The 18887-nt window shown below is 41.3% G+C and carries 11 protein-coding genes and 2 pseudogenes; 9 read left to right on the top strand and 4 right to left on the bottom strand.

The window, feature by feature from the left end; translation table 11 throughout:
- Nucleotides 1–15: 15 nt before the first annotated feature.
- The 3 genes from CV014_RS21220 to CV014_RS21210 form a co-directional block, all read right to left on the bottom strand.
- Nucleotides 16–936, bottom strand: coding sequence for an ATP-binding protein (locus CV014_RS21220; protein ID WP_236143846.1), 921 nt, complete (start codon nucleotides 934–936; stop codon nucleotides 16–18).
- Nucleotides 937–941: 5 nt separating this feature from the next.
- Entirely contained in the window at nucleotides 942–2849 is a 1908-nt protein-coding gene (locus CV014_RS21215) for a Mu transposase C-terminal domain-containing protein (protein ID WP_236143845.1), read from the bottom strand.
- A 533-nt stretch (nucleotides 2850–3382) separates the two neighbouring features.
- On the bottom strand, nucleotides 3383–8437 hold the full coding sequence (locus CV014_RS21210) for an nSTAND1 domain-containing NTPase (RefSeq protein WP_236143844.1): 5055 nt from the start codon (nucleotides 8435–8437) through the stop codon (nucleotides 3383–3385).
- Between the two features lie 73 nt (nucleotides 8438–8510).
- Between CV014_RS21210 and CV014_RS21205 the strand changes: the two genes are divergently transcribed.
- From CV014_RS21205 to CV014_RS21170, 8 genes and pseudogenes are all read left to right on the top strand, one after another.
- Nucleotides 8511–8990 carry a hypothetical protein gene (locus tag CV014_RS21205; protein WP_236143843.1) on the top strand — a complete coding sequence of 160 codons (480 nt, stop codon included), beginning with the start codon at nucleotides 8511–8513 and terminating at the stop codon, nucleotides 8988–8990.
- 309 nt (nucleotides 8991–9299) lie between these two features.
- Complete coding sequence (locus tag CV014_RS21200; RefSeq protein WP_236143842.1) at nucleotides 9300–10685, top strand: hypothetical protein; 1386 nt, start codon at nucleotides 9300–9302, stop codon at nucleotides 10683–10685.
- Nucleotides 10686–10958: 273 nt separating this feature from the next.
- Nucleotides 10959–11384, top strand: a complete 426-nt coding sequence (locus tag CV014_RS21195; protein ID WP_236143841.1) for a hypothetical protein — start codon at nucleotides 10959–10961, stop codon at nucleotides 11382–11384.
- A gap of 341 nt (nucleotides 11385–11725) precedes the next feature.
- Nucleotides 11726–12484, top strand: coding sequence for a sucrose-phosphate phosphatase (locus CV014_RS21190; protein WP_236143840.1), 759 nt, complete (start codon nucleotides 11726–11728; stop codon nucleotides 12482–12484).
- Nucleotides 12481–13119 carry a Holliday junction branch migration protein RuvA gene (gene ruvA, locus CV014_RS21185; protein ID WP_103139414.1) on the top strand — a complete coding sequence of 213 codons (639 nt, stop codon included), beginning with the start codon at nucleotides 12481–12483 and terminating at the stop codon, nucleotides 13117–13119. Before CV014_RS21190 ends, ruvA begins: the two co-directional genes overlap by 4 nt.
- Before the next feature lie 144 nt (nucleotides 13120–13263).
- Complete coding sequence (locus CV014_RS21180) at nucleotides 13264–13458, top strand: hypothetical protein (protein ID WP_236143839.1); 195 nt, start codon at nucleotides 13264–13266, stop codon at nucleotides 13456–13458.
- 51 nt (nucleotides 13459–13509) lie between these two features.
- Nucleotides 13510–14685 carry an 8-amino-7-oxononanoate synthase gene (bioF, locus tag CV014_RS21175; protein WP_236143838.1) on the top strand — a complete coding sequence of 392 codons (1176 nt, stop codon included), beginning with the start codon at nucleotides 13510–13512 and terminating at the stop codon, nucleotides 14683–14685.
- Nucleotides 14686–14998: 313 nt separating this feature from the next.
- Nucleotides 14999–17777, top strand: a pseudogene (locus CV014_RS21170) (PAS domain S-box protein); the annotation flags it as partial.
- 2 nt (nucleotides 17778–17779) lie between these two features.
- Here CV014_RS21170 and CV014_RS21165 read toward each other — a convergent pair.
- Nucleotides 17780–17929 (bottom strand): hypothetical protein, encoded by a 150-nt coding sequence (locus CV014_RS21165; protein WP_236143837.1) that lies wholly within the window; start codon nucleotides 17927–17929, stop codon nucleotides 17780–17782.
- Nucleotides 17930–18394: 465 nt separating this feature from the next.
- Here CV014_RS21165 and CV014_RS21160 point away from each other — a divergent pair.
- Nucleotides 18395–18887, top strand: a pseudogene (locus CV014_RS21160) (B12-binding domain-containing radical SAM protein); the annotation flags it as partial.

Genomic DNA, 18887 nt, shown 5'->3' with positions numbered 1-18887 from the left:
ATCCAAAGATAAATTTTAGCTTTTGTTCTGGAATTTAACTTTCGGATTTTTGCGTCTACCAAACTTTTTAATCAAATTATATTGATTCAGTTCAAAATGTGGCTCATCTATTTTTAGTATTGCAATCTTACGAAGTAAATCATACAAAGGTTCAATCAATCCTCCAGACTTTATTCGTAAATAAGAGATTGCACTATCAATTTGCGTAAGACTTAATCGACGATTTTCTGGCAGAACTTGTCTCTCCCAATCGTCCACAACTTCAATTATCTCCTCTTCAGTTAAATTAGGAAATTCATATGACTCTAAAAATGAGTCATGAACGCGCACGTATGGGAGACTTTTCCGTTCAAGAATATTTTCACCTAAATAGTAAGTCCCAACTAAGATAACGGGGATTCGTAGTTTCGTGAAAATATCAATTAGCTCATTAAATGATTCTAAAGTTAGATAATCAGCATTACCAATGATGAGGATTTTAACACCGTAGCCTCTAAGCGTTCCCCATGCACGCGATCGCAAATCTCGCAGTGTTCCCACATGAGCAAGGGGATGACCAATTTCTTCCATAATGGAGCAATATAAATCTGTTGGGCCTCCATGCTGTGCTATTTCGGCGTAAATTACTGTCGCTGGGACTTCTAATAACGTTCCTCTTCGCTTTACATATTTTGTCCTGTACAGTTGACAGGCTTTTAGTAAACCAGAACCTGTGGCTGATGTAACATAACCACAGAGTTTGGCATCACGCTGATCATCAAGCCAGTCAAACAATTCTGTATCGCGGTCTAGGGGATAGTAAGTGTTAGCTTTACCAATTCGCTCAACCTCAGCTTGTGCTTGGGGCGATCGCCGTTGTTCCTCAGCAGGTTGAAAACTTCCAGCTACCTGTGGCTGAAATTCTAAATTGGCACGAGCTAAGTTTGTCTCTGGCATTGCATTCACCAATGATCCCTCATGAATTGATTCCAATCATTAACACCAACTCTGGGTCGTCGTTTAGCCTTTGCTGTTTGACTGGTATCAGTTGTACTCTGCTGAATTGGCTCGTCTATTGAATTTACATTGTTGTGTGTATCAGAGTCAAAGTTAGTATATGTTACATTTTCTTGTGAAATTAAGATTTCTTCGGCTGGTTTATTTTCGGGAAATATCTCATATACTTTTGATTTATTAGTCTTAACCTCATGTTCTTGCTGGGCTTTTTTACGGCGTTGCCTGCGTCTTCCCTCACGAGTTTTTTGAACATCCTCGAATCTAGCCAAGCGTTCGTTTAAAATGGATGAATTATCAACTTGTTTACCTTCATCTCGCAATTTCTTCTTGATGTAATTCAATTCACCCAGAGATACTTTTTCTCGCTCACAGTCTCTAGCCTGTATAGTACCAATAAACTCTCCTGGTTCACCATTAACAGGTCGAGTATAAGCAAGAACAGTTGTAATATTACGCTTGTCATATCTTAAAGAAACTTTGTTTCCTACATAATTTACCAAGCAATTACCCTGATATATCCAACCAAGAAAGTTTACAGAACCATATTTTTCTACATTGCGGATCGCAATTTTCATTAAACAAATATCTAATTCGCGTTCATCAATAAGCTCAGGTTCTTCTAGTAAAAAGCCTGATTTCCATCGTTCAATACGTTTTTGATTTTTGACTCTTGGATAATCGTGATAATTATAATGGTCTACAAAATATCTCACTAATATTTTCTCTAGCTCATCCAGCGTCAAACAGGCAGTTCTTTCTGCTTCTGGAGGACGTTCCTCAATACTAGAACCAGTGTATCCACCATATAAGGATAAAATTTCTTTATTAATTTTGTCAAATATCGACTCAATTAAACCTCCAGCTTGAGGAAAAGCACGTAAACGTCGTGTAAAATCCAATTGTAGTGAAATTTGTCTTAAATGCCCTGACTTAAATTCTTTAGCACGGTCTGTCACTACATATTCAGGAATTCCATAAATCTCCCATGTTTTTTCAAGCTGATATTCTTTCGTGTAGTGTTTTGGAAGAATTGCATGACGCAGAGCCAAACCAACTTCATGTGAGCCGGCAGGTTCAAAACCTAAATGAAATCCTGTGACACACCCAGAATAACTATCCATTACCAACGTGATATATGGACGACTAATAACTTGTTTTTCTTCCTCATCAACTAACAAAATATCTAATTTAGTATGGTCTATCTGCCAAATTTGGTTACTGTGAGTAATTTCTAAAATCCCATCTGTTGTTTGAATAATTTGTCCTTTTATCGGGGAACCAGGATGGCGAACTGTCTTATTTTTTGCTTCTAGATAAGAATTTATGACTTTATAAACAGTGACATGAGAAGGATGCTGTCCTACAATTAAATCCTTCCTTACTTGAGAGTAGCCCTTAAAGCTCTCATCATAATTCTTGTTTTGCAGTTCTATTCCTTTAGAAGCTAAAGATTGTAAGAACCCAAAAATCTGATTGTGATTAATCCGGGAACCTTCTCTGTTACCCCATTCATGAAGTTTTACAATAAAATCATGCCACTGTTTGGAAATACGATATTGTCCTTTATCCTTGCGCCCAACAGCTAGAGTTGCAACTCCTACCTGCTCGACTTTCTCTACCATGCGCTTAATAGTTCGAGTGCTTTTACCCAAAGCTTTCGCTGCATCTGCGATCGCATCCTTACGAGCTGCTTTGTTAGGTGCTTGACAGATGGCATCTATCAATTCCACCTTTTTGAGATATTCTGGTGATTCTTCGTTAACTAGCAGATACTCTGTTTCTTTTTCTTCACTTTGGGCTGTATCTTCAGTCTCAAATGCTGAAAAGACTTGACTGGTAGACTTTCTGGGCATAATCTACTCCCAAAAAAATATGACATCATTTACTTTAAAAGTTTACAGGATTTATGACATCATTTGATTTAAACTTCACCAGAGAATAATTTTAGAATCGAAATACCATAACCCTTATATATCAAGGATTATGGCGATTGGGTGTGTATTTGCAGAGATGACAATAATTCTTTAAATTGGACAATAATAATTTAATGGACACCATATGTACATTAAATAATTATTGTCAGTTTTAAAGAATTATTGTCCAAAATTACTAGGAAAATTATTAAAAGATGTGAAATCCAATTACAAATATCACAGAGTCCTGCATTAACCTTGTTAGTTGAGAATATTTCTATAAGGCTGGTGCGTTACACAGTGCGATCGCAACGCCACTTTCCAACCACTCTAACCAATAAAAAAGCCTCAAGCCACATTTTGCACTCAGCACAAAAATGTGTGTACACCTTAGCCTAGAAGGAGAGAGGCTTTAATTTTCCCCCTTCCCTACTAGGGAAGGGGGTTAGGGGGTTAGGTTTTACGATAACTGTTCACTGACTCGCATCTAATAAACGCTGAATTTCCTCCTTGGTGAAAGGATTTTTACCAGCACGGAGAGCATTAACCCAACCTTTGACTTGTTCATTATCATTCGACTTCAGAAATACCTCAAAATCTTCAATTGCTCCTTGAGTATTGCCAGTCAACGCCCTAGCAACACCACGACTCTGACGAATTTCTGTATTTTCAGGCTCAAGTGCCACCGCTTTATCACAGGCAAACATGACATCTGCGGCATATTCCCTCAAACTGCCATCCCAACAGAGATTATTCCAAGAATTAGCAGATATTTTCAAGTTGGGGTCGAATTTTTGTGCATCTGCGTAGGCTGCAAGAGCTTCCTTGACTTTACCATCTTGAACGAGCTTTTCTCCCTGAGTAACCAGAGCCGGGGCAGCTAACTGTCTGACTTCTGTTGTGCTAGGGATAGCTACGTTAGAATCCAATTTTCGGGCTTGATTAAACTTAGCTTCCGCAGTTTTGATATCTCCATCTGCTGAAGCTATGGCTTGACCTTGATTAACCAGAAACTGAGCTTTTTCGCTGTTGCTCCATTTGGCAAGGTCGAGACAGGTTTGCGCTGCGGCTTTTGCCTCTTCAGTTTTAGCTTCTACAAGTGCAGGATGCTCGTATAACCTATCGCATCCCACTTTTAGCCAATCTTGCCAACCACCACCAAGCCACACCCGTAGCGTCTTGTCATAACTGCCACTGACAATGTACTGACCATTGGGACTGAACGCCAGTGCCGTGACAGGTTCTGTATGACCGTTGAAGGTGTGGAACAACTTGCCTTTTGTATCCCACAACCGTAGCGTATTGTCTGAACTGCCACTAACAATGTACTGACCATCGGGACTGAACGCCAGCGTCCAGACAGTAGATGTATGACCGTTGAGGGTGTGGAGCAAGTTGCCTTTTGTATCCCACAACCGTAGCGTGTTGTCATAACCGCCACTGACAATGTACTGACCATCGGGACTGAACGCCAGCGCATTGACACTTTTTGTATGACCGTTGAGGGTGTGGAGTAAGTTGCCTTTTGTATCCCACATCCGTAGCGTCTTGTCATCACTGCCACTGACAATGTACTGACCATCGGGACTGAACGCCAGCGCATTGACAGTACCTGTATGACCGATGAGGGTGTGGAGCAACTTGCCTTTTGTATCCCACATCCGTAGCGTCTTGTCCCAACTGCCACTGACAATGTACTGTCCATCGGGACTGAACGCTAGCGCCGAGACATATCTTGTATGACCGATGAGGGTGTTGAGCGACTTGCCTTTTGTATCCCACAACCGTAGGGAATTGTCAAAACTGCCACTGACAATGTACTGTCCATCGGGACTGAACGCTAGCGCCTTGACAGTACCTGTATGACCGATGAGGGTGTGGAGCAACTTGCCTTTTGTATCCCACAACCGTAGCGTATTGTCTGGACTGCCACTGACAATGTACTGACCATCGGGACTGAACGCTAGCACCGAGACATATCTTGTATGACCGATGAGGGTGTTGAGCGACTTGCCTTTTGTATCCCACAACCGTAGCGTCTTGTCCCCACTGCTACTGACAATGTACTGACCATTGGGACTGAACGCCAGCCCCGTGACAGTAGATGTGTGACCGTTGAGGGTGTGGAGCAACTTGCCTTTTGTATCCGGGGTATCCCACAACCGTAGCGTCTTGTCCCAACTGCCACTGACAATGTACTGACCATCGGGACTGAATGCTAGCGCCGTGACAATACCTGTATGACCGTTGAGGGTGTGGAGCAAGTTGCCTTTTGTATCCCACAACCGTAGCGTCTCGTCCCCACTGCCACTAACAATGTACTTGCCATCGGGACTGAACGCCAGCGCGTGGACAGTACCTGTATGACCGTTGAGGGTGTGGAGCAAGTTGCCTTTTGTATCCCACAACCGTAGCGTCTTGTCATCACTGCCACTGACAATGTACTGACCATCGGGACTGAACGCCAGCCCCGTGACAGTAGATGTGTGACCGTTGAGGGTGTGGAGCAACTTGCCTTTTGTATCCCACATCTGTATTGTATTCTCATAACCACCACTGAGAATGTACTGACTATCGGGACTGAACGCCAGATCCAAGACAGCAGATGTAGCTTTAAGGGTGTGGAGCAACTTGCCTTTTGTATCCCACAACCGTAGCGTATTATTCTCACTACTACCACTGACAATGTACTGACCATCAGGACTGAACGCCAGCGCCGAAGCACTATCGGTATGAACGTTGAGGGTGTGGAGCAACTTGCCTTTTGTATCCCAAATTCGTAGCGTCTCGTCCCCACTGCCACTAACAATGTACTTGCCATCGGGACTGAACGCCAGCGCGTGGACAGTACCTGTATGACCCTTGATGGTGTGGAGCAACTTGCCTTTTGTATCCCAAATTCGTAGCGTCTTGTCTGAACTGCCACTGACAATGTACTGACCATCGGGACTGAACGCCAGCGCATTGACATTATCGGTATGACCGGAAAAAATATTGCGCTCACGCACAGCTTCTATTGCTTTTAATAAACTAAATTGAACTTCATTCAAAACTTCCCCCAGTTGTGACTTACTTTCACCCGTTGCCGCAATTGCTGACATTAATTGCTCTACATTTGTTGATATTGGCAGTGTATATTGGATGTTTGTAGCTTTCTCTCGCAGATTGGCAATAGTTGCTTGTTCTTTGGCTATGCTTGCTTGTTTGCGAGACTCAAATCCAAAAATTGTTGAAGCAACTGCGCCTATAGCTACCACGCCTACAAAAGCAGCAACTACGCCAAACCTGAGCCATTTACTTGTGTTACGTTGCTGAATACTTTTCTGAACAAATTCCGATGCTAAATGCGACAGCAAACCGAGATCCCCATACTCTTGTAAGTAATTCTCTGCCTCTGCCAATTTTGACCCGGTAAAAAGATAATCTTTGGACTTGTTTTTACTTTCCCACTCCTCTGATGCTGCCTCAATCTTGCGCTCAACGCGGATGGCGGCTCGGTTTTCACTCACCCAAGCACGCAGTCTTGGCCAATGGCGAATCAGTGCTTCATGGGCGACATCCACCACTGTCACTGTCTTTTGACTCTCTCCCCGTGCTTGCAGTTCCGATGTTACAACTAATCTGGCATCTGTCAACTTCATCAGCACTTGTTCCACCACTTCAGCCGATTGCTGGGGGTTGACTAAATCTGTCTTAAACACCTGTCTGCGGGTGTCTTCTGTTCCTTCTCCCAACTGAGTTAACTCGATGAATATCCGTTTAGCAGTCGGTTGTTCTTCTTTGGAGTCAAGTGCATCATAAACTTCATCAGCCCGTTTTTGTAGCGTGCCTTTGACTCCACCAAGTCTGCTATATTCTGCCAAAGTTAAGCGATTTACCTCTCGCTTACGCCACAATTCTGTTAGGGTATATTGCAACAAAGGTAAACTACCAGGGCCTTCGACATCGGCTAACATTTGTTCTACTAGTTCCCGTTGCACTTCTAACCCGACTTGATAGGCGGGTTGGGTAATGGCTTGGGTCAACTCCTTTTGATTCATTGGGGTGACAGTAATCAGATTCTCTTGAATTTTCTGTGCTAATCCTGCATATTCCTGTTCGGCACATTTGCCAAAGAAATCTGCCCGCATCGTTATGACTACAGTCAACCCAGAATTATTTAATGCCCCTAATAAACACTCAAAAAACTGCTGTCGCTCGTTTTCATCTTGACAGAGAGTGAAAACTTCTTCAAATTGGTCAATAACGAGAATGAGACGCTGGTAAACTTGATTTTGTAAGGGTAGAGTGTTGGCATCAGGCTCTAGCTCATGCGGTACTTCTACTGATTGCAATGTGGCTTGAACTAATTGAGTTAATCCGCTTGTACCCTTGTTGAGTAATTCTTCTGTCTTTTCTAATTCAGATTTCGGTTTATCTGTCTGCGTTTGGGCATCCTGAACCGGGCGGGGAGTTATGTGATCTGCAAATACTCTAGCTAAACTTTTGAGGGGATGCTCTCCGGGGCGAAAAATCTTGATTGCCCATTGGTCACTTCCTCCCAATCTTTTGCCTAACTTCAGTTGATGCAGTAAACCTGCCTTGACTACACTAGACTTACCACTTCCAGAAGCTCCGACAACCGCCAAAAAATTCCCTTGCCGAATCTTCTCCAAAAGCAAATCAGTTAAAGCGGTGCGTCCATAGAAATATTTGGGGTCTGATTCGTTAAAATCAAAAGCTGCTAGACCCTTGTAAGGACATAACTCTGCCATTAAAACAGCACGGTCAATTTTTTCTTTTTGTCCCGTAAGGATAATTTCTCCGCCAGTGTTATGAAAGATGGGGCGCTGACGGGCAGTTTTTAACTGCTGCTTGATTAAGTCAACCAGCGAGTAATTTGTCACCCAGCCTTCAGCATGACTTTCAGGTTTTAGTGCTTCTACTAATGCGCCACTCAAAATCCCATGATTGCCACTCAGTTCTTCATAAGCGACTTCAAATCCACGAGAAGCGGTAATTAAACATCTATCCTTTGTCTCAAAACTGCCAGGATCGGCATCATCGAAACTCAATAACTCACCGCTATAACAACAATCTAACCAAACAATTTGCTGCCGCACTGGGGAAGATTGTAAGAGTTTGCGTAACCAGTCTAGAGAAAGTCCCCACTGTCCAATCACAGGACAAGTATCGCTGGCAGCTAAAAAACCTTCTGTGACTCCACCGATATCTTTGCGTAAACCATGCCCCGCAAAAAACAGCAACGCTGTATCAGGAATGCTGCGTCCAGGGGGATTGAAAAGTTGAACAATAGCTGTTTCTAAGTCTTTAAGTGTTAGCTGCTGCTGAGGATCGACAAAACAAGACCCATCCTGATTATAAGCTGCTGGTAAACGCTCGACATGGAATTTACCATAAGTTTCTAAAATTTGGGCTATGGCTTCGGCATCAGTAGCTGGGGCTTTGAGATGCGGCGGGCGATCGCTAGGTTTTTCTATCAACGTCGGATAACGATTAATCCCGATCACCAATGCTTCTCTTTCCATAACCACAAATTAATTTAAGTATTTACGCTAGGCTAGTTAATCATGTAACCAAAAAATCCTAGTAATTTTCCTTATGGAAACTACCAATCTTAACAATACTTTATTAGCTCTGTTACTAGCCCTGAAAGATTTAGAAACTCCTCTAAGTGATACGGAACAATCAGACTTATCCCAAGTTGCTGAACAACTGTCTGTCAACCCAAAAGCTTGGGAGATACTCATCAAACCCCGCTTGTTAGCGATGCTCGAAGCTAACGAACCTTTAAATCAACGGTTTCAAGCCGCTAAATCTCTTTTAGATAATTTAGGCGATACCATGCCCCTCAATTTACTCCCTAGTGAGGCTGAAGTAGAACAAATTGCACCACAGCAGAAACTTCAACCAACAACCCGTGCTATTCCACAAGTTAGCTCATCAGACTTGAGAAGCAATGAAATTACCAACATGGCTATCAGGGTTATGGCAACTCCCAATCCTTCTGAAACTGCTAAAAAATTAAGTCGCTTTGAGCAATTTCAACAATTTTTAAACCAAAATCTTGCACAAAAATAACGCTATCCTCATTCATCTATAATTTGCCTTAACCATAGCAACTTTATTCTCCTTAACCCCACCTTTGAATAAGGGGGGTTAATTCATCCCTTCCCTTGCGTAATTATCAATAGACTACTAAACTAATGGCAAAACATATCATCATGGGTTAAAACTATGACTGATAATCTATTTCAATAAATTTGATTTCTCAGGCAATCAATTTATTTGTTCGCTGACTAACTAACAAGATAATAGCCTCATGTTTTAACAGATAAAAAATTATCTGTGTTGACCATCCAGAATCCAAAATATAAATTATTTCTTGGAATGACTGACCTTATTTATCCCACCATTGACCTTTTTCTTTATGACTTGAAGTATAGTTTGGGTGATACTCCAGAAGAGATTCAGCAGAATCAACAATCTTATTACAATAAAATTCCTGAATACATTCACCCATTATTATTAGAAAATGAGCAAGATTTTCCAGGCGAATATGTACATCTTCTCAAAGATGTATACGCACTGACAAAACATCATCATGAACAATATGAAGGCTATTTCTATCCTGTGCTACTCGGTGATAGTTATGGCTTACTTGTAGAGTGTGCTTTCAAAAATAAAACTAATGCTCAACCTGCTAAATGCTTTGCAGATATCAAGGCTGAAATTGAGCGAATCTTAAATAGTCAAACAGCTACTATTGGGCAAACCTGGATGCTCTCTGGCTGGCTACCTCCTGCTCAACCCAAAAACTCTGAAGAGATTGCCCAAGCTTGTTATCAAGCATTAATGCCCGGTTTAGATTGGGAAGGAGATTTGCAAGGTCAAGGACACTTTCTCGGAGCAAATATTTTTGAACTAACTCAAAACAATCAGCATTTTATTATCATAATATATCCTGATGAAGCTACTTTAAACGAATCTGGCAAATTTTATTCTGACTGGATACGGTTATTTTATTATCGGCACAAAATAGTTTGGGCTTATAGTCAAAGTCGTCTATTAAAACATTCACTACAAACTTATTTTACTAAAATTAGAGTTGGAAGTGATGCTATTGAGCAAGCTAGAAATAAAGGCAGCGAGTTAAATACATTATATGAAACATTAGTTGATGTGCAGAATACACTCAATGAATACACAAGGGAATTAACTATACTTGATTTTCAAGGCGGTACAATTGATATTAATTTAAGTAATTATGAAAAACGCTTAGGCAGAATTAAACAAAAGTCTCACAAAATTCAATCAAATCAAGAAACAGAAGTTAAGTTTTTAACAGAATTTAGTAAATTAGTTAAAGATAAATATCGCCTACAGATAACTAAAGACTCGGAAAATCTGGAGCGAGGTTTAAAATTACTATCAGATACCATTAACGCCGTTCGTAGTCGAGTTGAAGTAGAAAAAGCTGAACGCGATCGCAATTTTCAAAATTTCGTTACCCTCCTAGCTGGAGGATGGGCTTTTGGCTCATTTGTTGCAGGGCTACCAGGATTAGGAGAAAAGAATAATAACCCTGTTAGGTCTACCTTAATCAAATTAAGCGATTTAAAGCTGAGTGTACCACCAAAACCAAACGAACAAGAACCCTGGTGGTTAATGCCAGCAACTAAAGGGATATATACCCTAAGCGGATTTACTATTGCTATTTTAGTGTTGTTAATTTGGCGGCGTTTCTGGAGAAAATATAGTTCACCCGTAAAATAAGAAATCAGTTCAAAATATCTATTAAATTAGCTAACGTCGTATTGTTTATTCATTAGCTGTCAATGTACATTTGAGAACTTGTTGCTTCTGGTTCATCATCATTATTTTCAAAAAGCAGAGCTATTCGACAGTTGCAATGACACCAATTCTAAGATAACTAAATACACAATTCTCAACTAAAATCAACAGTATATAGTTGGTTTAATTAATTACTACAGGTTATCATGTGCAGATATTTAATTACAACAGATTTCCCCAGGAGTTACAGTATCAATGAATAAGATGGTCTTAGTGATTGCCGCAGCGATCGCTTTATCCCCTTTCACTTTAGCCAGCACACAAAATATTTCCTTGGGTAATGAACAAATAAAACAAACTCAAGGCCATCAAGCTGAACAATCAGCACAAAAAGCTTTTACAAATCTCATTAAGGCGATTGAGGAAAACAATTACGATCAATTTATTTCTCAAGGAGAGACTGCCTTTAAAGCAGGTATAAACAAGGAACTATTTACAAAAGTTCATAGTCAGTTTGCTCCGCGAATTAAGAAAGGATATTCAGCAGCTTTCTTAGGAAAACTAAATCAGCAAGGGTATCAAGTATATTTATGGAAACTGACATTTAAAGACCGCAGTGATGATGTGTTAGCTAGACTTAGCATTAAAGATGGCAAAATAGGCGGTTTTTGGCTGAATTAATAAATGTAATTGCATCCTGATTTGATTTTTTGATGGCAACAATATTTACTATAAGTGCAGAAAGCGGTGTGGATGTTCCTCCCGCTTTGTTTTTTGATGTGCTTGTACTCGATATCCAGGATTGAGGCAAAAGCTAAAAAATATAGTTACTAACTTCAGGGATGAGTGGTAAAAGTACCCATTCCTAGTAAAGTAGTGAAGGTTATGCAGCTAATAGCCATACCAACGAGGTTTTTGGTGCGATCGCCTGCTGTTTTTGTCATTCATAGATTTGATCGTTAAGTTCTAAAATCGAAAATTTTTCCGTATTTTGGCAACCATATTCCTGGGAGTAGATCAACATGAAAGCAGTCCAACCATTTTTGTTTGTTACTGACTTAGACCACACCTTTGTGGGTAATGATGCTGCTTTAGTGCAGTTGGCTCAAATTTTAGAGGAGCATCGCCAAGAATATGGGACGAAGATAGTTTATGCTACTGGGCGATCGCCTGTTTTGTACCAAGAACTCAAAGAGGAAAAAAATCTCCTCCACCCCGATGGGTTAGTGCTTTCTGTGGGTACGGAAATTTACTTAGATGGCAATGCTACCCCTGATCCTACTTGGTCGGAAATTCTCTCCGTTGGCTGGGATAGGGAAATAGTATTATCTGTTACACAGAAATTTGCACAACTCACACCACAACCAGACTCAGAACAGCGTCCCTTTAAACTCAGCTTTTTTCTGGAACAAGAATTAGCTATTGATGTCTTACCACAACTTGAGTCAGAGTTAGAAAAATATGAAGTAAATGTAAAGTTAATTTATAGTAGCGGTATTGACCTTGACATTGTGCCGCGTAGCAGCGATAAAGGTCAGGCAATGCAGTTTCTACGTCAAAAGTGGAAATTTGCAGCAGAACAAACAGTTGTCTGTGGTGATTCAGGTAATGATATTGCTTTATTCGCTGTGGGCAACGAACGGGGAATCATAGTCGGAAATGCTAGACCAGAGTTGTTGGAATGGCACAGCGAGTATCCCGCAGATCATCGTTACCTAGCACAAGATTTCTGTGCAGGTGGAATTATTGAAGGTTTAAAGTATTTCGGTTTCCTAGAATGATTAGCTATCTCAAAGGTATAGTCGCCGGTATTCAAAATGTAGGCAGTAATCGCGTGCTGTTGACGCTCGAAGTCAACGGTATGGGTTATGATTTACAAATTCCCCAACGGTTAGCCAAGCAATTACCCACCACTGGCGACCTAGTACAGATTTTCACCCATTACCAAATTCGGGAGGAAGTACCCCTACTTTACGGTTTTGCTTCCCCAGCCGAAAGAGATTTATTCCGCCACTTATTAACTGTCAGTGGTGTAGGTGCAGCTTTAGCGATCGCCCTGTTGGACACCCTGGAATTACCAGATTTAGTCCAAGCCATCATTGCAGCTAACACCCAGATATTAATTCAAGCCCCTGGTGTGGGTAAAAAAATCGCTGAACGCATTTGTTTAGAACTCAAAGCTAAATTAATCGAATGGCGCAAATCAGCAGGCTTCTTCGTCGCTACCGAAGGGCCAGCCCCTGGGATTCTTGAAGAAGTGCAAATGACTCTATTCGCCTTGGGCTACACCGCCCACGAAGTTAGTCACGCCTTACACGTAGTCAGTGAAGATATTGGTTTACCCAAAGATGCCTATGTAGAAGACTGGATTAAACAAGCGATCGCTCATCTTAGCAGTAGCGAACAAGTTAGTTAATAGTCATGGAATTTTGTTCTTTTTATTGAAAAGAGTTGTCTATTCTTAGAAGTTTGCAATTATTTTTATGTTTTGAAGATAGTCTCAATACGGTTTTTCAGAGTCTGATAAAATAAGAAAATGTATTGAAGTATCAACTCAGATATGGGTACTTTGCCAGAGATTGAAGCCGCGATCAAACAATTACCAGAAAATGATATTCGTCAACTAGCTGCCTGGCTGGAAGAATATTTAGAAAAAATGTGGGATCAGCAAATAGAAAATGATTTAACATCAGGAAAATTAGATCGACTAATTGCGAAAGCTGAAGCTGATATTGCAGCAAACCGCGTGCAATAATTTAAGTCATTCTAGCAAGAGAAAAAAGCCTCAAAAATACGATTTATTAATATGCCCAATCCCTATGATTGGTTACAACAATCTCTTGAAACGATTCATCGCGCTGATTGGTATCGGGCGGTAAAAACTATACATGGTCTGTCAGGCGCGACTGTCATATTAGATGGGCAGGAAGTTATTAATTTTGCTAGTAATGACTATTTGGGATTGGCTGGGGATGAACGTTTGATTGAGGCGGCGGTGGCTGCTACAAAAGAGTTTGGTACAGGTAGCACTGGTTCTAGATTACTCAGTGGACATAGAGAATTACACAGAGAATTAGAACAGGCGATCGCTAATTTAAAACAAGCCGAAGATGCTTTAGTATTTAGTTCGGGGTACTTGGCGAATCTGGGTGCGATCGCGGCTTTAGTAGGTAAGCGAGATTTAATCTTATCTGACCAGTATAATCATTCCAGCCTGAAAAATGGCGCGATTCTCAGTGGGGCAACAGTTATAGAATATCCCCATTGTGATGTGACACAACTGCATACCCTCTTAGGTGAACATAGAAAAAACTATCGTCGCTGTCTCATCTTGACTGATACTGTTTTTAGTATGGATGGCGACTTATGCCCGTTACCGCAACTTTTAGACTTAGCTGATGAATTTAGTTGTATGCTGCTAGTTGATGAAGCTCATGCGACTGGGGTAATGGGTGAAACTGGTGCGGGTTGTGTGGAATATTTTGGTTGTAGTGGGAGGGAATTAATTCAAATCGGCACATTGAGTAAAGCTTTGGGTAGTTTAGGCGGTTATGTGGCTGGAAGTGGTAAATTGATTGATTTTTTGCGAAATCGCGCCCCTAGTTGGATTTACACCACTGGACTCTCACCCGCAGACACAGCAGCAGCTTTAGCCGCAGTGAATATAGTTCAACAAGAACCACAACGCCGCACTCAGTTGTGGAATCAGATCAATTATTTAAAACAACTGCTACAACAGCAATCACTCAAGCTGAATTTATTACCATCAGAGTCACCCATTTTATGTTTGCAGCTAGCCAGTGCAACAGCAGCATTGCAAGCAGGTGAAAAACTCAAAGCCTCTGGGATTTTTGCCCCTGCTATTCGTCCCCCTACTGTTCCCACCAGTCGCATTAGAATCTCTCTCATGGCCACTCACCAAGCAACACACATTGAAAAATTAGTAGCAGTTATCCAAAGTTTGTCAGTCTGGGAATGCTAGAAAGTAGAAATTTTTGTGCAAACTGTTGCATAAGTTAACTTTTATTTCACGCTTTTTCTAATTATTATTAAGTTTTAAAAATCAAGTTAGTAACCTGTTATAAAGCTGGATAATTTAAATAAAAAGTATGATAAATTTTGCTTTTTAAATCTCATTTTCGCACGAATATTCAACTAAATTAAAACTTAGCATCTAGCTAAAGAAGTCTTTTTTGATCATGAGAGAATCTATCTAGAGATAAGTTACAAAAGTATGCAAACTAGCTTAGGTTAAATAAATCATCTGCAATCAGTATTGGTTGTTCTAAATATCCATGCCCTACACTGCTCTTTCTTCTTTGTTACGCGTTGGCATTGTCGTGGTAACAGTAATGTTGGCACTCATATTCATGCTAATGCTAGAACCTTGGGTAGAAATGAGTAGCACTCCGTTTCTACTATTTTTTAGTGCTGTTGTCCTAAGTGCTTGGAGTGGCGGCTGGAATTCAGGACTATTAGCAACTGGCTTATCTGTTGTCATCAGTGACTACTTTTTTCTGCTGCCGAAATTTGAGCTATCTTTTGATATGGCTCATCTTGTCAAACTTACCTTGTTCATTTTACAAGGGTTACTTTTGACTGTTTTGTTTGTGGTTTTAAGAAATGCCAAACATCGAGATGAGGTCAATTTACAGAAACTCAAAGCTAGTGAGGCTAGGTTTAGATTAGCATTAAGTAACTCGGATATTATAGTATTTCAGCAAGATCAAAATTTGTGCTATCAGTGGATTCATAATCTCCAAGGCACTACGGCGGATGAAATTTTGGGAAAGTCTGATGATGAATTATTTCCCCCTGAAATAGCAGAGCAGTTAACAAGTATTAAGCGCAGAGTTTTAGAGAATGATGTTGCTGCTCGTGAAGAAGTGCGTGTAATTTTGCGGGGACAAGTTCTTTATTATGATTTATTGGTAGAAACTCTGAAAATCAATGAGCAAATTCAGGGGATTACCTGTGTAGCCATCAATACTACTCAGCGTCAACAGGTAGAACAAGAAAAAGCAAAATTGCGACAGAGTTTGCAAGAAGCTATTCAAAAAAAAGAAGAATCTTTAGCATTAATGAATGCTTGGTTAGCCAGTTCTCCCGTAGCCCTGGCTTTTTTAGATACAGAACTCCGCTATGTTTATGTGAATGAAGCACTAGCGACGATTAATGGTGTGCCACAAAGTCAACACATTGGACGTACTTTCCGAGAAGTTTTACCACAGTGGGCTGATCAAATTGAGCCAATTTTATCTGGAGTTATGTCCACAAAAGCACCCTTACTGAATCAAGAAGTTAAGGGAGAAACATATCCATCAGGGGTTTATCGTTGGGGGTTGGTAAGTTACTATCCTGTTTGTTTACCTGATGGGCAATTACTCGGTGTGGGTGTGACTGGTCTGGATATTACACAAAAAAAGCTCACAGAACAAGCACTCAGCAAGAGTGAAGCTTTATTTAGGGCGATGTTTGATCAGGCGGCTTTAGGTATAGCCCTCATTTCTTTAGATGGGCAATTTCTGCAAGTCAATCCAGCTCTTTGTAGACTGACTGGTTATAGTGATGAAGAGTTAATTCAAATGAGATTTCAGGATATTACTTATCCTGATGATTTAGTCAATGATTGGAATCATGCTCAAAGAGTTTTGACGCAGGAGATTAGCAGTTATTCTCTAGAAAAACGATACATTCGCAAAGATGGTTCGATGATCTGGGTAAATTTGACCTCATCGGCAGTTTGTAATGATGAGGGAGAGGCACAATATGCTTTTGGGATTGTAGAAGATATTAGCGATCGCCAACTTGCACTCCAAGAAACTCAGCAGGCAAAACAAGCCGCAGAAATGGCTGCAAATCGCACAGCCAGGTTACAAAGCATTACTGCTGCTTTCTCAGAAGCCCTGACTCCTCAACAGGTGGCTGATGTGGTAGTTAATCAAGGAATTGGGGCTTTGGGTGCTGTGGCTGGTTCTGTGGTGTTAATCGAAGCGGGTGGTAAGTCACTCAAGATTATAGAAGCTATCGGTTATCCTGATTCGATTAGAGAAAGTTGGACGAGTTTTCCCATCACAGCCAATGTTCCCATCGCAGTAGCAGCAAGAACAGGAAAACCCATTTTTTTAGAAAATATCGCCGCCTTAGCCAGTCAATACCCAGCTATTGCTAATGTCCCCTATCTTACAGGTAATTGTGCCTTTGCTTGTATTCCTCTGATTGTCGAACAGCAGACAATTGGAGTTCTAGGATTAAGTTTTGCTCAAGAGCAAGAATTTACGGACGAAAACCAAAGATTTATGTTGACGTTAGCACAACAAGCCGCCCAAGCGATCGCACGCGCTCAACTTTACGAAGCCGAAAAAAACGCCCGTGCAGCCGCCGAGTCAGCCAACCGCGTCAAAGATGAATTTCTCACCGTCCTTTCCCACGAACTCAGAACCCCCTCAATCCGATTTTGGGATGGGCAAAGTTACTCCGCACCCGCAAGTATAATGAAGCCACCATCACCCAAGCATTAGAAACCATTGAACGCAACGCCAAATTACAGACACAATTAATTGATGACTTACTCGATGTCTCCCGCATCTTACAGGGTAAGCTCAATTTAAATATTCGCCGAGTAGATTTACGTAGCACAATTTTAGCGGCACTAGAGACAGTACGCCTAGCCGCAGACGCTAAATCAATTCCCATTCACACCTTACTCGATGAGAATATTAACCCAGTCATAGGGGATGGCGATCGCTTACAGCAGGTAGTCTGGAATTTACTCTCCAATGCCGTAAAATTCACACCCCCAGGGGAGAGGTGGAAGTCAGATTAGAAAAGATAGAAGAGGAAGCCCAAATCCAAGTAATCGACACTGGTAAAGGCATTACACCCGAATTTTTACCCCATGTCTTTGAATACTTTCGTCAAGCCGACTCAAAAACCACCAGAGTGGAAGGTGGTATCGGGCTAGGGCTAGCAATTGTTCGTCATTTCGTCGAAATACACGGTGGTACAGTCAAAGCTGAGAGTCCCGGCTTAGGGCAAGGGGCAACTTTTACGGTGAGATTGCCTTTGGCGAAGACTTAGGGAATGGGGCATGGGGAATGGGGCATGGGGCATAGGGCATGGGGCATAGGGCATTGATAATCAAGTCTATTTCTTACTATTTCCCAGTCCCCAGTCCCCAGTCCCCAGCGAAGCACTGAGCTTGTCGAAGTGTCCCCAGTCCCCATTCCCCAATAACTATTGACTAACTATTAATTTTTCAAACAGGAACTTTATTTTAAGGATTAATAACTATAAAGTTATATAAGGATGTGTGGATAAATGGTAATTTATCGTTCGATTAGCATCCTCATCATAACTTTTCATCAATATACGGAGTGGTTAGCGTTGATTAAGATCCGCGACTTTTTTCAGGAAGTCGGGGAAGCAACCTATCTGACTTTTCACGTTATGTCGAAAAGTTAACTTAAAACCTAACCCCCTAACCCCCTTCCCTACAAGGGAAGGGGGAAATTTAAAGCCTCTCTCCTTGTAGGGGAGAGGTTTGGAGAGGGGTTTTCTAGATACCAGTGAAAAGTCAGAGAAAACTACAGGATAGCACTAGCTTGACGGTGCTGTTAGCTGGGCATTGAGCAGTGTAAAAATCCCAGTCCCTAATCACCAGTCCCCAGTTCCTAATTAGGAGGTAGATTATGCGGATCATGATGATTCAACCCAATTATCATTCTGGTGGTGCGGAAATTGCCGGGAATTGGCCACCAAGTTGGGTTCCTTATGTGGGTGGAGCGTTAAAGACAGCAGGCTTTAATGATATTCGCTTCATTGATGCGATGACAGATTATATTGCTGATGATGCTTTAGCCAAGATGATTGCTGAACATCAGCCGGATGTGGTGTTAGCAACAGCTATCACCCCCATGATTTATCAATCGCAAACCACTTAAGGATTGTGAAAGAGGTTTGTCCCCCAAGCGAAAACCATCATGGGTGGGGTGCATCCTACTATATGTATAATGAGGTGTTTCAGGAAGCTCCTTGGGTAGATTATATTATTCGGGGTGAGGGCGAAGAAATCACGGTGAATTTAATTACCGCGATCGCCAATGGTACAGATGAGCGCGATCGCCGTAATATTTTAGGTATCGCCTTCATTGAAAATGGACACGTTATCGCCACACCCGCCCA

The organism is Nostoc sp. CMAA1605 (assembly GCF_021596505.1).
GTDB lineage: Bacteria > Cyanobacteriota > Cyanobacteriia > Cyanobacteriales > Nostocaceae > Trichormus.
This window is presented reverse-complemented; position numbering and strand designations above follow the sequence as displayed.